We start from the raw sequence: 15658 nt of genomic DNA, 5'->3' as shown, positions 1-15658 counted from the left end.
CGATAGAGCGCTACATTAACGACCCTCATCATGGTTGGACTACAGTGTAGGCGGTTAAAACCGCTCGTGTGGGCTTTCCACATAGCATCTTTAGAGCGCGAGGCTACCAGCCCTACCGTGTTTCTCTTGTGTAAGTCTTAATTCACTTACAACTGCTTGACTTCAGAGACCAACTTGTTAATCACATCTTTCGCACTGCCAAACAGCATCATGGTCTTATCTTTGTAGAACAAATCATTGTCAATTCCCGCAAACCCGGTACTCATGCCGCGTTTGATGACAATGGTATGACTGGCTTTATCTACTTCCAAAATCGGCATTCCGTAGATGGGACTGGCGGCATTGTCTCGGGCGGCAGGATTGACGACATCGTTTGCGCCAATGACTAAGGCGACATCGGTGCGATCGAATTCAGCATTGATATCTTCCATGTCATACAACTGTTCATAAGGCACATTGGCCTCCGCCAGTAAGACATTCATGTGTCCAGGCATCCGACCCGCTACGGGGTGAATGGCATATTTGACTTCCACTCCCAATCGGTCTAATTGGTCGGCCAATTCTCGGACGGCGTGTTGAGCTTGGGCGACGGCCATGCCATATCCGGGAACGATGACGACGGAACGGGCATATCCTAACATCATCGCACTTTCTTCGGAGTCGATGGAGCGCACGGTTTTATCACCCATGTCCCCAACAGCAGCAGCAGTTGTGCCACCTTCCCCGGTCCCGAAGGCGGCAAACAGGACGTTGGTGAGCGATCGGTTCATCGCTTTACACATAATCACGGTCAGGATGATCCCCGAGGCACCGACTAAGGCACCGGCAACGATCAGCATATTATTCATGACTACGAAACCAGCGGCGGCGGCGGCTAAACCCGAGAAGGAGTTTAACAGGGAAATCACTACGGGCATATCCCCACCGCCAATGGGAATGACGAACATCACACCCAGGACTAAGGAAATGCCGGTTAAGGCCAAAAATACTGGGGTATTTAAGGGATTGATGGCTAAATACACACTGCCAACGAGGAAGCTACCGAAGAGGAGGGCGTTGACAGGTTGTTGCAAGGGAAAGGTGATCGGTCTGCCGGTGACGAGTCCTTGCAATTTGGCAAAGGCCATGAGAGAACCTGTAAAGGTAATCCCCCCGATTAAGATGCCGAGTAGGGCGGTGATGGTGGTATCCAGGGGCGGTTGCTGGAATTTTTGATAGTAGCGCCAGAATTCACCGACGGCAATTAGGGCAGAGGCGGCACCTCCAAATCCGTTGAAGAGACCGACCATTTGCGGCATGGCGGTCATTTCCACTTTCTGGGCGGAGATGACCCCGATCGCCGACCCGATCGCAATCCCGAGAAAAATCATCTCGTAGTTGAGCACTTGGCGATCGAGTAGGGTGGCAACGATCGCCAGCAACATTGCCACGGATGCTAATAAATTTCCGTTACGGGCAGTCGCAGGAGAACTCAACTGTTTCAGACCGATGAAAAATAAAGATGATGCTACTAAATAGCTTAACTGTATTCCAGTTGGGATTAAGTCGCTCATGCTTTCACCTCTTTTTTCTTAAACATTTGCAACATCCGATCGGTCACCAGAAATCCACCCACTACGTTAATAGTGGAAAGGACAACGGCAATTAATCCTAAAATCACCGTAACGCTCCAATCCCGGTCTCCTGCTACGATGATGGCTCCTAACAGGGCAATTCCGGAAATCGCATTCGCCCCAGACATTAAAGGGGTATGCAGAGTGGGTGGCACTTTGTTGATGACTTCAAATCCAGCAAATGAAGCCAGAACAAACACGAATAAAGCAGAAATGATGGCTTCGGGCATCTTAAATTCAATCCTCCGGTTTATGGGTTCTTGGGGAAAAATAGCGGGATTTGGGTGAATGCCATTTTTAGGAGTGCGAGCATCTTGCTCACTAATGGGGAGCATCTCAATTTTGCCTAAAAACCGATCTGACCTCTCCCCCCTGCCCCCCTTACAAGAGTAGTTTTTTTACGTTCAGGGGGGATTTGCCTCACATTTAAGATTACGAACGGTCCCCGGACCTTGGCAAGGTCCGGGTTAGGGTGGGGTCCTCTTGACGCGCCATCGCGGGTCAAGAGAAATGAGTGGGTGGAGAGTTCACGCGCAAGCGCGATCGCCTGAGTTACGAAGAAAGAGGTTGGACCCGCCTCTATACAGCTGCGATCGCCTCATGAGGGTGCGTAACTCAGGCGATCGCCACGTCCAGAGGACCCCACCCTAACCCGGACCTTGCCAAGGTCCGGGGACCGTCGCTGCTCTTATGCGTAAAAAACCTATTCTTGTAAGCTCCCCTACAAGGTCCGGGGGGAATTGACGTCTTTCTCCCCCTTCCCTTGTAGGGAAGGGGGCTGGGGGGTTAGGTCTCTTTTCAAAATTAAGATGCTCCCGAATTTTCTGCCTTCATCCTTCATCTTCCTGGGCAAAAATTACACCTTTCCCCCGACGACTTCTAACGCTTCCCGAACTCGGGAATTGCGAATTTCATGACCGTGGGCGACGCAGGTACTGCCGATAATTTCGTCAGAAAAATCTAAATTCAGGGCGTCATCTTTAATCATGTACTGGATGAATGTGGCGATATTTTTCGAGTACATCTGGGAAGCATGGACAGGCATAGAAGCGGGTAAATTTATCGGACCCACAATGGTGACACCATTGCGAACGATATCTTTTCCGGCTTCGGTATAGGCGCAGTTGCCACCTTGTTCAGCAGCTAAGTCCACGATCGCCGACCCGGGTTTCATCCGCGCAAACATTTCCTCGGTAATCAGTCTCGGCGCTTTTCTGCCGGGAACTTGCGCTGTGGTAATCACAATATCCGCAGCAGCTACCGTATCCGAGAGCACTTCCTGGGTACGCCGTTTGGATTCTTCGGAAATTTCTCGGGCATATCCCCCTTCTGCCACGGTTTCTTCGTCGAGTTTGACTTCGACGAATTTGGCCCCAAGGCTTTGCACTTCTTCTTTGACTGCGGGGCGAATGTCAAAGGCTTCCACCACGGCACCGAGACGACGGGCGGTGGCGATCGCCTGTAATCCTGCCACCCCTGCACCCATCACCAACACTTTCGCCGGTCGAATGGTGCCTGCAGCGGTGGTTAACATGGGGAAGAATTTCGGGGCAGTGGCAGCCGCCAGCAGGACGGCTTTATATCCAGCGATCGCCGCCTGGGAGGAGAGGGCATCCATGCTTTGGGCTTTAGTTGTCCGGGGGATCATTTCCATACTGAAGGCGGTGACTCCCCGTTTAGCGAGGCGATCGACAATGATCGGATTTCCCAGAGGATTCAGAAAACTGACGATCGCACTACCTTCGCGCAGTTTGTGAATTTCCTCTTCCCTAGGGGCCGCCACCTTCAGCAATAAATCCGCTTCCCCCCACAGTTGAGCGCTATCGGCCACAATCTTAGCGCCAGCGGCTTCATAAGCGTCATCATAAAAAAACGATTGCTCTCCCGCGCCCGCTTCGACGAAAATTTCTAGTCCGGCTTTGACTAATCGCGCCACCATATCTGGGATTAAGGCAACGCGACGTTCTCCCACTTCGATTTCTTTTGCTACAGCTATTTTCATCGGTTCTCCTTATTGGTTAGACCCATTAAATTGGTGAGGGGGACTGAACAAGGCAGGGGGCAGCCTCTGGGGGTGACTAATCGCTACCGGGGCTTTTTGAACTCAATTCTCTCAAGGGTGTTAAGTTTACTAATTTTTTTGAGGGGTGGCTAATCCCGGAGGGATGGTACTTTCTATTAGCAATGATAGAGACATCTGTTGTACTTTCTACAGGTTAGGGAGTGCGCTTAAAGTTGAGAAACCATGACATCCGTCAACTGATTGCTGAGAAACCGGGGTTGAGCTTTTGCCGTTTTGCATCGGATTCGATCCCCACGCACTTGTTCATTTTTTATCTGTTCTGGGTAAATTTATCAGAAAAAACGGAAGCGTTACCGTTTCAAGGAGCGGCAGGGGTGCGATCGCAATGGACTATAGCAACCCTAAATGATTTATGGCGAATGCTGCTCCCCTCTCCTTGTAGGCCGCCGTCGGTCGGGGGAGAGGTCTTATTCCACAACTGATAAAGTCCAAGCTATAGCCTGCTTCGAGATGAGTTTAGATGGGTCATCCCTGCTCTGTCAACCGGGGTAATCCGTAATCTTTGCCCTCGATATTAGCGTTTTTTTTCGCTCTTGTTCGGCTGAATTCCCCTTTATCTCGGAGTTTTAAGATAAATTCAGATAACTTTATCTTTGTTTGCTGACAAATCTGTAGAAAAACTTATGTTTTGGAGAAAGGATCCGATTAATTGATGGGGATCGCTATGCCTGCGGTGCGATCGGTCTTCAGAACTTGAGAAAATCTGCAATCCTTACCCTATTTATTGTGATTTGTCAAGGGATTCCCCTGATCCTTTCGGGACGAGAGGCCCCCATTACCATTTTAAGAAGGCAGCTTCGGGACCTTGTTCATAACGCAGCTTGGCATCTTTTTCAAACCAAGTAATGATGTCCTCGTGGGTGAGGGACTCCATTGAGACTCCCGAATCTGTAGCGATATGTCGGAGTAGCTTCAAGGAAGAAATCGTCAGGCGAGTTAAAAACTTTTCATGGGATGCCAGCAGAGCCCCATCCACGGCGTAGGATTCTTCTGGGGTTAAAAATTGGGCAGAGGGTTCGGGAGAGGCCATAGTTTTTTATTTAGACAGCATAATATTGATGCCGCAGTTGCGACAACTTCCGAAGCAATTTTAAACCTTAACGTTACAGGTTGAGGATGCTGGGAACGGTTAAAGGGCCGATCGCACTCTTTCCGGTTGCAGGGTAATCAAATAGCCGCAACGGTGTTCTCCGTCAATCATCCAGTAAGTCCGTTCCACGGTGCAATCGGGGAGGATTGCCTCAAACATTTCCAACTCATATCCACAGACGCTAGGAAAGGATTCCGCTACGGTGGAAATGGCACAGTTATGTTCCGTGAGCAAAAAGCGATCGCCACAGTTGGACCCCTCCTGTTCCACCCGATGGACCTCCGCCATATAGCCTTCCGCTTGGCGCAGTTTGACTAATCCCGCCACCCGTTCGGATAACGGCTGATTTCCTAGGCGATCGTGGTAATGGATGGCTTTGCGTTCCCACTGCTTCCGCAAAATTGAAGTCATCTGGTCCTCCCCCATCGTTTCTGCCAGGGTCCCTAACAGAGACAGGGCAAAATCATCATATTGATTCGGGAAGAAATTTTTCCCCTTATGGGTGAGTTCATATTGATGCTGGGGTCTTCCCATCCCCGCCTGTACCGCCTTATGGCGAATCAGTTCCTCCGCTTCGAGGTCCTTGAGATGGCGGCGAATTGCTTGGGGGGAGATATCTAAAGCTTCGGCTAACTCCTGAGCCGTGGCTAGACCCTGCTTTAATAAGTATTGCAGGATATCTTCTTTAGTGGAAGGTTGCTGAGTAGTCGTCATCATGCTGCCTGTAGTCAAACGCCAAAACGCTCGAAAAAATCTCTTGCCAACTTTGACAACACACTTGTTGCTAAAGTATTCTAAAATAGAATTAAGCAACCGGCGTGTTGTTTAACCCTATTATATATAGATGGAGGGCAAGGATGTCCAACCAGGCAAAGAGAAAGAATCCAAAGGACGGGAGATCACGGACCAGTGATGGGGAACGATAACAGGAAACTGCCCCCCAGTAAAGAGGGCGCAGTCCCTGGCTGAGAATTCACCGATTGACTCATTCATGGGGCGATCGCCTGAATCCGACCTCAACCTTCCCCTAAATCGGGGATCCTCCCCCCAAAATTTGCTCATTATATCAACCTGGATAATGACTTTAGAACCGCCTACACAACAAGCTACCGACAAAAACCTAGAAGCGATGCGGCACTTTTCCGAGCAGTACGCCAAACGCACTGGGACCTACTTCTGCTCCGATCTAGGCGTTACTGCCGTCGTCATCGAAGGATTGGCAAAAAACAAGGATGACTTAGGTGCACCCCTATGTCCCTGTCGCCACTACGAAGACAAAGAAGCCGAAGTCAAAGCCACCTTCTGGAATTGTCCCTGCATTCCCATGCGTGAGCGCAAAGAATGTCACTGTATGTTATTTCTGACCGATGATAATCCATTTGCGGGCAAAGAACAGAACATTTCGTTTGACGAAATTCGCGAAATGACCAATCAATGTTAACCCGTTCCGAACACTTTTGAATTTCCAAGGCGTCGGCACTCCACTCTTTAGAAACCGGGTTTCTTTACAAAATTTATTGCTCAATTGCAGCAAATCTAGGGAAAAAACCCGGTTTCTTGTCCCCCGAATCTCAGCCTAATCCGACGCTCTAAGAACCGAATCACCCATCCGGTTGACTCAGTTCCACCCCTGCCCTGAATCCGATTGTAGAGAGAACACAGGACTAAGATTATGACAGCTACTACTGCAAAAACCCTAGTTAATCAACCCTATAAATATGGATTCATCACCGACGTTGAATCCGATACCTTACCCCCCGGCATTAATGAAGATGTCGTGCGGTTAATTTCCGCCAAAAAAGAAGAACCGGAATTCATGTTAGAATTCCGCCTCCGAGCTTTTCGGCAATGGCAAAAAATGGCCGACCCCACTTGGGCGCACGTCAACTATCCCCAAATTAATTATCAAAATATCATTTACTATTCGGCTCCCAAGAAAAAGCAAAAGCTGAATAGCATGGATGAGGTTGACCCCGCCATTCTCGAAACCTTCGAGAAACTGGGAATTCCCCTCTCTGAACAAAAACGCTTGAGTAACGTTGCCGTAGATGCCGTCTTCGATAGCGTCTCGATCGCCACCACCTTTAGAGAAAAATTGGCCGAAGAAGGAGTGATTTTCTGCTCCATTTCTGAAGCAGTCAAGGACTATCCCGAACTGGTGAAGCAATATCTGGGCAGTGTCGTTCCCGTCGCCGATAATTACTTTGCCGCCCTCAACTCTGCCGTGTTTAGTGATGGCTCCTTTGTGTATATTCCCAAAGGCGTCAAATGTCCGATGGAACTCTCTACCTATTTCCGGATTAACAATGGCGACTCGGGGCAGTTTGAGCGCACCTTGATTATTGCCGAAGAAGGGAGCCATGTGTCCTATTTGGAAGGCTGTACCGCCCCCATGTTTGACACCAACCAACTCCATGCAGCAGTGGTGGAACTGGTTGCCTTGGATGATGCAGAAATTAAATATTCCACGGTCCAAAACTGGTACGCTGGAGATGAAAATGGCAAGGGCGGAATTTATAATTTCGTCACCAAGCGCGGATTGTGCAAAGGCAAAAATTCTAAGATTTCTTGGACTCAAGTCGAAACAGGTTCAGCAATTACTTGGAAATATCCCAGTTGTATGTTAGTAGGGGATAATTCAGTGGGTGAATTTTACTCCGTCGCCCTCACGAATAACAAACAACAAGCGGATACCGGCACCAAGATGATCCATATTGGCAAAAATACCCGCAGCACGATTATTTCTAAGGGAATTTCGGCGGGAAATTCTTCCAATAGTTATCGCGGATTGGTGAAAGTTGCACCGAAAGCCCAAGGTGCCCGCAACTATTCCCAATGTGATTCTATGCTGATTGGGGACAACGCTCAGGCGAATACCTTCCCCTATATTCAGGTGGAAAATGATACAGCAAAAGTAGAACACGAAGCCTCTACCTCTAAGATTGGGGAAGATCAACTGTTCTATTTTGCCCAACGGGGAATCTCGCCGGAAGATGCGATTTCTATGATGATTAGTGGATTCTGCAAGGATGTCTTTAATCAGTTGCCGATGGAATTTGCCGTGGAAGCCGATCGCTTGTTGAGCTTGAAGTTAGAAGGGTCGGTAGGATAATCGTTTGGGAATGTTTCCCGGGATGAGGGGAGGCGATCGCGGCTGATTGCATCGCCTTTTCTGACCCTCGGGTTTAGTTGGTTTAATGAAATAATTGAGGAGAAATGATTAAAGAAGGTAGTCCAGTGATTCTCTCGGTTCGCGATTTAACCGCGAATGTGAATGATACCCCAATTCTCAAAGGCTTTAATTTGGAAATCAAGGCGGGAGAAATCCATGCAATTATGGGACCGAATGGTTCGGGTAAAAGTACCTTTTCCAAGGTGCTATCGGGTCATCCTGCCTACGAAGTCACCGGAGGAGAAGTGATTTTCCTGGGTCAAAATCTCCTGGATTTGGAACCGGAACAACGCTCATTAGCTGGAATATTCTTGGCATTCCAATATCCCTTGGAAATTCCTGGTGTAAGTAACTTAGACTTTTTAAGAGTTGCCTACAATTCTCGCCGCAAGCATTTGGGATTAGAAGAAGCAGATGCCTTTGATTTTGAAGACATCATTGAAGAAAAGCTGGATGTGGTGAAGATGAATCCAGCCTTTCTCAACCGGAGTGTGAATGAAGGATTTTCCGGCGGGGAAAAGAAGCGCAATGAAATCCTGCAAATGGCGCTGTTAGAACCAAAATTAGCGATTTTGGATGAGACAGATTCGGGCTTAGATATTGATGCCTTAAAAATTGTCGCCAGTGGGGTTAACCAGTTATCTTCGGCAGATAATGCAGTGTTAGCGATTACCCACTATCAGCGCTTGCTGAATTATATTGTGCCGGATTATGTTCATGTCATGGAAGGGGGTCGGATTTTGACCACAGGAAGTAAAGAGTTGGCGCTGGAATTGGAAGAACGTGGATATGATTGGGTGGTAGAAGCCGATCGCGTCAAGGCAGGTGTGTAATGGTTATAGAGGTGTCTTATAAACCACAGGTATCTTATTTAGATGAATTGTTGAAACAGGCAGTCGCCTCTCCTGCGCCGGTGGTGAATCCAGAGTATGGAATTGCACCCCCTACTGCCGCATTATTGCAGCAGGTGCGGGATAATGCGGCGACTTGGGTGAGAGAGTTGGCAATGCCGACTCGCAAAGATGAGGAATGGCGAGTTACGGATTTGTCTGGGTTGCAGGCATTGACGTTCCAGGCAGCACCTCCGGAGGCACTTCCGGCGAGGGCAGTCGCTCCTTTTGAGTTACCCGAAATGCCAGACAGCCGCTTAGTGTTTGTCAATGGCTGTTATTCGGCTGAACTTTCCAATGTTTCTGGGTTACCGGAAGGGATATTTGTCGGAAGTCTGGGACAATTGCCACCATCGTTACAGACTGATTTGCCAAAATACCTGGGAAATGTTGATGGCAACAAAGAGGTGTTTACCTCTTTAAATACGGCAGGATTAATGGATGCGGCAGTGGTGTGGATTGCCAAGGATGTGGCAGTCGCTAAACCGATTCATCTGTTATTTATGGCAGTTCCTGGAGCTCAACCCCGGTTAGTTCAAACCCGCTGTTTAGTGGTGGCGGAACGAGGAAGTCGGTGCACTGCGATCGAGGAATATGTGGTGGCTGATGATGATTCCTGCGGCAATTTTAAGGGAAATGCGCCTTATTTTACCAATGCCGTTACGGAAATCTGGGTAGCTGAAAATGCTCAGGTGACTCATGCCAAAATCCAGCGTGAGAGTACCAACTCGTTCCATATTGGCAAGACTGCGATCGCCCAAGCTAAAGATAGCAATTATTCCTGTACCGCAGTTTCCACCGGCGGTTTACTCTCCCGGCATCATTTGGAAGTGTACCAAAAGGGGGAAGGAACCTATACCACCCTCAACGGATTGGCGATCGCCGCTGGCAAACAAGTCTGCGATACTCACAGTGCGATCGTGCTGAATCATCCCAACGGCACCACCAAACAACTGCACAAATGTATCATTGATGATGCAGCCCAAGGCGTATTTAATGGCAAAGTTTTGGTACCCAAACCGGCACAACTCACCGATGCCAGCCAGTTGAATCGCACCTTATTGCTCTCCCCGAAAGCACGAGTCGATACCAAACCCCAATTGGAAATCACCGCAGATAACGTCAAATGTTCTCACGGTGCCACCATCAGTCAACTGGAAGAAGATGAACTCTTCTACTTGCGAAGTCGCGGATTAGATCCCGTGATGAGTCGCAACCTGCTAATTGATGGATTTGCCGGAGAAATTCTCCAGGAATTACCCTCCGGTGCCTTGCAAACGAAAATTGCTCGATGTGTTGCTTGTAAAAGCAGCTAATTCCCAAAACCGAACCGATAGCCGGTTGAAACCATTACTCTTGGGTTGAACGAATCATCCCAGAATGTATCGATGTAGAGACGTGGTACTTCACGTCTCTACCCCCAGATTTTTAAATCAATAACAAATGATGATAACAATTATTTTTTGACAATGACTGGAATAATTATCCCTTAATTTTCTTCAACGGCTTATTTTTACAGTTCCCACCCATTCATCCTTTATTCATTCAGCACCATGATAGTTACCAGAGAAAAGACATTAGCTCAAAAAGTCCGCCCAGATTTCTCGATTTTAAATCAAGAAATTCATGGCAAACCCTTAGTTTATTTAGATAACGCCGCCACTTCCCAAAAGCCGGTGCAGGTTCTTGATGCCTTGCGGCATTACTATGATTTTGACAATGCCAACGTCCACCGAGGGGTTCATACCCTCAGCTCTCGTGCCACGGATGCATACGAAGGTGCGAGAGAAAAAATTGCTAAATTTGTCAATGCGGCATCGTCACAAGAAATCATTTATACTCGCAATGCCAGTGAGGGAATTAATCTCGTTTCTAATACCTGGGGAGTGAGCAATATTCGGGAGGGAGATGAAATCATCCTCACCGTGATGGAGCATCATAGCAATTTAGTTCCTTGGCAAATTTTAGCCCAAAAAACAGGAGCGGTTCTCAAATTTGTCGAACTCACGGAAACCCAAGAGTTTGATATGGACCAATATAAAACTCTGCTTTCGGACAAAACGAAGTTAGTGGCAGTGGTTCATATTTCTAATACCTTGGGTTGCATTAATCCGGTCAAAGAAATTACTAAAATTGCCCATGAAAAGGGGGCGAAAGTATTAATTGATGCTTGCCAAAGTATGCCCCATTTTCCTATTGATGTGCAGGAAATGGATTGCGATTGGTTAGTGGCATCGGGACATAAAATGTGTGCGCCGACGGGAATTGGCTTCTTGTATGGCAAATTGGCAGTATTGCGATCGATGCCGCCCTTTTTAGGGGGAGGGGAAATGATTGCCGATGTATTTTTGGACCATTCCACCTATGCTGATGCCCCTCATAAATTTGAAGCGGGAACTCCTGCGATCGGGGAAGCGGTGGCGTTGGGTGCGGCAGTAGACTATCTCAGCACCATTGGCATGGATAAAATCTATGACTATGAGAAACAGTTAACTGCCTATTTGTTTGAGCAACTGAACCCCATTTCTGAGGTGAAAATTTACGGACCTCAACCCAAAGCAGACGGTTCAGGACGGGCGGCATTAGCCTCCTTTACCTGCGGAACAGTGCATCCCCATGACCTTTCCACGATTTTAGATCAGGCAGGGGTGGCAATTCGGGCTGGACATCATTGCACCCAACCTTTACATCGCGTCATTGGCGCACAATCCACCGCCCGAGCAAGTTTGTATTTCTACAATACTCGGGAAGAAATTGATGCGTTTATTGTGGCATTAAAAGAGGCGATCGACTTTTTTGGTGGCATATTTGGGTAAGTCAGTTTAAGGGTGGGCAATGGCTCACCCTTAAAATTAGGAGAGTCATCATGACGCAAGAATTAGCCGAGTTAAGAACCAGTATCCTAGAGGGACGTTATCAAGATGCTTTGACACTGCTAGATGAACTAGATGGCATGAGCAAAAAAGCCACCGTAAGAGCCATTAAATCTTTTGCGATTAGAATGCTAATCGCTTTAATTAAAAATCATATAGAGCAGCGTCTCACGAATTCTTGGGCGGCTTCCATTCGCGGTTCTATTTTAGAAATAAAAGACTTAAATTTAAAAGAAAATCAAACCTCTTACTATATCAAATCCGATGAATGGAATAGCCTGTTAACAGAAGCGATCGAGGTAGCCATTCGGGATGCCAGCGTTGAAGTATTAGAAGGGGCATATTCACCGTTTCAACTTTCAAATATGGTTAAGCGGGAAGAAGTGATGGCAACGGCTCAAGATTTGTTAAGCCTAATTTATACCCATTCAGCCCTAGAATTACCTGAAAAAGTTGATGAGAAACTTAGCCTTTTACCGGGAGGAAAAACCTGGAAAGAAGGTCGGCAATGAGATAACAAGAAGAGGCTTTGGAGACCAAACCCCTACATGAAACAACGATTGAGCGTCATTAAATTTACCACCTTGACAGGGCTAGGTTTAGAAGTCTCCGCTGGCGGCAGCGATCGCCCTCCAACTCCCTAATCTCGCACCCATTCTAAAAACCAATTCCCCACTTCCGTATTATCCGCCTCTCGACTTCGCTGCAATCCCTCCTCCAGCAACGACATCTCCAAACCCGGTAACAACTTCGACTCCCAAATCCGTTGACTGCCATTCGTTGCAATCATCTCAAACGCAATCATCTGGGAATTTTGAACATCAACCACCCAATATTCCCGCACTCCTAACTCCTCATACAACAGACGCTTATTTCCCAAATCATCCGCCAGAGAAGTAGCTGAAATTTCAATCACCAAATCTGGAGGGAGATTTTTATCTAAATCCACCACAGAAATACCTTTTGGAGATAACTTTACTCGGTCTCCGATATAATAAGAAAGGTCAGGTTGGCACTCTTTTTTCCCCGATTGCCGGTAAGTGCAATTTACTTGCACTCTCATCGGTATCCCTTTTGCCATTCCCCATAAATTAACGAAAAGCGCAAGAATTCCGTTATCTTCAGAGTGATTAAACCCAACGGGTGACATTTCTATTCTCCCTTGTCCGTTGTAGTAATAACCCTTAGCTTTTTCATAAGCTGGATTTTCAAGAATTTTGAGATAGTCGGCCCAGGTGGCATTCACCCAGACATCGGTGGAAAATTCGGTTTTGACCAAATTCATAACATTTATCTGCCTTGTCCAAGAATTTAATTATTTTTTGAAAAATCCAGGGGAAAAGTGATAATTTACTCTGATTAGAGTAGGGTTTTATAACGACCAAGGGGGTAACTGTTATAAAAGGGGGAAGACAAGGTAATGTCCTGTTCCTGCTTAAACTATCACCCATAGAAATCGAACCTTAAATGTAGGGGCGATTCGCGAATCGCCTCTACATTTTAAATAAAAACCCACACCCTATTCTAAGAGTGTTCCGTCCTCACTGCTGCCTCAATTGGCGAATTGCCGCGCTAGTGTTGCGTTGATAGGCAATTTCCAAACATCGGGCGACGACATCAGCTAGGTTCACCTCTGGGAAGTATTGACTTTGGGATTTGATCCCATATTCATCGCCTTCAAGCTGATAAATTAACAGTTGTTGTTGACGAAATAACCAGACTTCGGGGACTCGATAGGGGAGATAATCTTGCACATCTGAATAGCTGGTTACATCAATTTCCAACACCAAATCTGGCGGGGGGTCGTTGCGCCAATCAATCCGTTCCTTACCCGAAACTGCTTGCCAATGGTCAATGTAAAAACAATAGTCCGGCTCAATGCCGCTTTCTTCTGGCAGTTGCATTGTGACTGGCGTAAAGGCATCATATTCCTGTTCCTGGTTATCCAGCAACGTGGTAATGATGGCAGCAATCAAATGGGCATCACGTCCGTGTTTTGCCAAGGGAGACATCAGCCACACTTCTCCAGAACGATATTTAATTCGGGGAATCGAACCGTTCCCACGGCGATCGCACAAAGCTTGATACTCCTGCCAGGTTCCCGGTAGCCGAACCACACTGCCTGCTGGCAATTTAATTTCTTCGGGAGAAATCACTGCATACATGGCTAGTTTCCTCAATTATTTTCAGAAAATCGTTAATTTAAGACGATATCGCCTTTAGTCAAATTCATCCAATCGGTTCTCCGTCTTCAAGGGTATAGAGGTCCGGTTCTTCGTTTAGAAAATCAAAGCTATTGGTGTGCAAAGCTAGGTTAATCGCCTCGGGGTTAGAGGGATAAGCATTGTCGAAAAACTGTTTTTCTTCTAAGGCGGCCCTGTCTTCTGGGGATAGGGAATGAATCAATTGCAATAGGGCGTTGACGAGTGGCGTATTCATAACAGTCTGGGGTATAGAATTGATGGATGATTACAAAGTTTCGGTGATTTTTTCTCTCTTTTACTTTAAGTCATTGACCCCAAAAAGACAACGGTTTTAGAACTGATTTGCTTATGATGTCATAGGGGGGAGGACAAGGCTATGCCTTGTCCCGAGGGGATTTTATTTATATCGGGTGGTGAACCCGGTGAGTCCTTGGGGTTGTTGATAGGTGACGGTGACATCGGTGACTTGGGCGGATGATGGTCCTTGATGACACCAGGCTATCATGCGATCGAGGATTTCGGGATTGCCCTCAAAAATGGCTTCGACTCGTCCATCGGTTAAGTTTCTCACCCAACCGGATACTCCTAATTTCTGGGCTTGATGGACGGTACTAAACCGATACCCGACTCCCTGAACGATTCCGGAAATTAAGACGTGAGCGCACTTTGTTTCGGTCATGGTCTTTTAGTCCTCGGTCGGCAGGTCAAATAAGACTTGGGTCATATAATATTCGGCCCATTCGTTGCCAAAGGCATTTTCTAAAACCCGGCGAGTTTTGTCATTTTTGCGCTGATGGTCACAGTAATTGCGTTGTCCGGCGAGGATTTCGCTGTGGAGTTCGGGGGTAGGTGGGGTGTTTCTGGCTTGTTGACAGTGAATTTGGACATACTCCTTGACGCGATTAAGAAATAGGGTTTCTTCGTCGGGATTATCGGGTCGCAAAAAGAGGCAAAATTCTGAGAAGATATGACCCCAGGGGGGGAGTTCTCGGGGATGGGTAAATGCGATCGCCGGTAAGTCAGAAAGTTGCTGTTGATAAGGTTGGGGAAGGACCGTTTGACGAAGGGGGGATAAGTCGGCGATCGCTGCCCCGATTTTCCCTTTTGCACCGACTAAATCCGTCCCAAACATGGGTAAATCATAGTTGGGGTTGGGAAACATCACGCAGTGCAAAATATCCAGGGTAGTGCCGACTTTTGCCAGTTCTAAATGGATTTTTCGAAATTCTGGGGTCTGATAGCAGCGATTTTCGATTCTGAGTTTTTCCCCTTCTAATTTTCCTTCTACATATCCCAGGTCCTCCGGGAGGGGATAAGGGGAGAGTTCTAATTGTTCTTGCCACACTCCCTCGATGCAATCGGCGAGTTGTTGGATCAGGCTATGTTGTTCGGTTCGCAGGGATGGACTAGAGGTTGATGTCACGGATTTTTCCTATAGGAGGGTGGATCAATAATGCGCTGGGCGCGGCGTTTATTTTATCTTATTTAGGGGGTTGGGACGTTGGGATGTTGTTATAGGGAACTTGGATAACGACTGAAGTCGTTACTACGAACTTAAGAAACGACTGAAGTCGTTACTACGAACTTAAGGGTATTCCAAAAAATAAATCATTCCTATTCAGTTTTTAAAGGAGTAGGGTGGGCATTGCCCACCTTCTGTTCGGTGGCTTCACCACCCTACAATTGCTACAATTGCTATTTTATTTTTTGGAGTTCCCTTAGAAGATTTTATT

At 47.2% G+C, this 15658-nt stretch carries 16 protein-coding genes; 6 read left to right on the top strand and 10 right to left on the bottom strand.

Translation table 11 applies throughout. The annotated features are described in order from the left end of the window. Positions 1–146: 146 nt before the first annotated feature. The 5 genes from J0895_RS08345 to sufR form a co-directional block, all read right to left on the bottom strand. A complete protein-coding gene (locus J0895_RS08345) occupies positions 147–1553 on the bottom strand; it encodes an NAD(P)(+) transhydrogenase (Re/Si-specific) subunit beta (RefSeq protein WP_207087645.1) in 1407 nt (468 codons plus the stop codon). Beyond that, complete coding sequence (locus J0895_RS08340; protein WP_207087646.1) at positions 1550–1843, bottom strand: NAD(P) transhydrogenase subunit alpha part 2; 294 nt, start codon at positions 1841–1843, stop codon at positions 1550–1552. The genes J0895_RS08345 and J0895_RS08340 overlap by 4 nt, the downstream gene beginning before the upstream one ends. A 626-nt stretch (positions 1844–2469) precedes the next feature. Then, positions 2470–3615, bottom strand: a complete 1146-nt coding sequence (locus J0895_RS08335) for a Re/Si-specific NAD(P)(+) transhydrogenase subunit alpha (RefSeq protein ID WP_207087644.1) — start codon at positions 3613–3615, stop codon at positions 2470–2472. 856 nt (positions 3616–4471) lie between these two features. Next, entirely contained in the window at positions 4472–4726 is a 255-nt protein-coding gene (locus tag J0895_RS08330) for a hypothetical protein (protein ID WP_207087643.1), read from the bottom strand. Positions 4727–4825: 99 nt separating this feature from the next. Then, complete coding sequence (sufR, locus tag J0895_RS08325; protein ID WP_207087642.1) at positions 4826–5503, bottom strand: iron-sulfur cluster biosynthesis transcriptional regulator SufR; 678 nt, start codon at positions 5501–5503, stop codon at positions 4826–4828. 361 nt (positions 5504–5864) lie between these two features. On the opposite strand from sufR, the gene J0895_RS08320 reads away from it, so the two are divergent. The 6 genes from J0895_RS08320 (at position 5865) to J0895_RS08295 (ending at position 12233) form a co-directional block, all read left to right on the top strand. Beyond that, positions 5865–6227 carry a ferredoxin-thioredoxin reductase catalytic domain-containing protein gene (locus J0895_RS08320; RefSeq protein WP_207087641.1) on the top strand — a complete coding sequence of 121 codons (363 nt, stop codon included), beginning with the start codon at positions 5865–5867 and terminating at the stop codon, positions 6225–6227. A gap of 231 nt (positions 6228–6458) precedes the next feature. Further along, positions 6459–7898, top strand: coding sequence for a Fe-S cluster assembly protein SufB (gene sufB / locus J0895_RS08315; protein WP_207087640.1), 1440 nt, complete (start codon positions 6459–6461; stop codon positions 7896–7898). Positions 7899–8002: 104 nt separating this feature from the next. Beyond that, positions 8003–8791 carry a Fe-S cluster assembly ATPase SufC gene (gene sufC / locus J0895_RS08310; protein WP_207087639.1) on the top strand — a complete coding sequence of 263 codons (789 nt, stop codon included), beginning with the start codon at positions 8003–8005 and terminating at the stop codon, positions 8789–8791. Continuing rightward, on the top strand, positions 8791–10164 hold the full coding sequence (sufD, locus tag J0895_RS08305; protein ID WP_207087638.1) for a Fe-S cluster assembly protein SufD: 1374 nt from the start codon (positions 8791–8793) through the stop codon (positions 10162–10164). The genes sufC and sufD overlap by 1 nt, the downstream gene beginning before the upstream one ends. Positions 10165–10401: 237 nt before the next feature. After that, a complete protein-coding gene (locus tag J0895_RS08300) occupies positions 10402–11664 on the top strand; it encodes a SufS family cysteine desulfurase (RefSeq protein ID WP_207087637.1) in 1263 nt (420 codons plus the stop codon). Between the two features lie 50 nt (positions 11665–11714). Further along, on the top strand, positions 11715–12233 hold the full coding sequence (locus J0895_RS08295; RefSeq protein WP_207087636.1) for a hypothetical protein: 519 nt from the start codon (positions 11715–11717) through the stop codon (positions 12231–12233). Positions 12234–12361: 128 nt separating this feature from the next. On the opposite strand, the gene J0895_RS08290 is transcribed toward J0895_RS08295, so the two are convergent. From J0895_RS08290 to J0895_RS08270, 5 genes are all read right to left on the bottom strand, one after another. Further along, positions 12362–13006, bottom strand: coding sequence for a Uma2 family endonuclease (locus J0895_RS08290; RefSeq protein ID WP_207087635.1), 645 nt, complete (start codon positions 13004–13006; stop codon positions 12362–12364). Between the two features lie 256 nt (positions 13007–13262). After that, on the bottom strand, positions 13263–13886 hold the full coding sequence (locus tag J0895_RS08285) for a Uma2 family endonuclease (protein WP_207087634.1): 624 nt from the start codon (positions 13884–13886) through the stop codon (positions 13263–13265). Positions 13887–13950: 64 nt separating this feature from the next. Beyond that, on the bottom strand, positions 13951–14160 hold the full coding sequence (locus tag J0895_RS08280) for a hypothetical protein (protein ID WP_207087633.1): 210 nt from the start codon (positions 14158–14160) through the stop codon (positions 13951–13953). Between the two features lie 162 nt (positions 14161–14322). After that, on the bottom strand, positions 14323–14604 hold the full coding sequence (locus J0895_RS08275; RefSeq protein WP_207087632.1) for an acylphosphatase: 282 nt from the start codon (positions 14602–14604) through the stop codon (positions 14323–14325). 6 nt (positions 14605–14610) lie between these two features. Continuing rightward, on the bottom strand, positions 14611–15348 hold the full coding sequence (locus tag J0895_RS08270; protein WP_207087631.1) for a phycocyanobilin:ferredoxin oxidoreductase: 738 nt from the start codon (positions 15346–15348) through the stop codon (positions 14611–14613). Between the last annotated feature and the right edge of the window lie 310 nt (positions 15349–15658).

The sequence above is a fragment of the Phormidium pseudopriestleyi FRX01 genome, assembly GCF_017313335.1.
GTDB classification, from domain to species: domain Bacteria; phylum Cyanobacteriota; class Cyanobacteriia; order Cyanobacteriales; family Laspinemataceae; genus Laspinema; species Laspinema pseudopriestleyi.
This window is presented reverse-complemented; position numbering and strand designations above follow the sequence as displayed.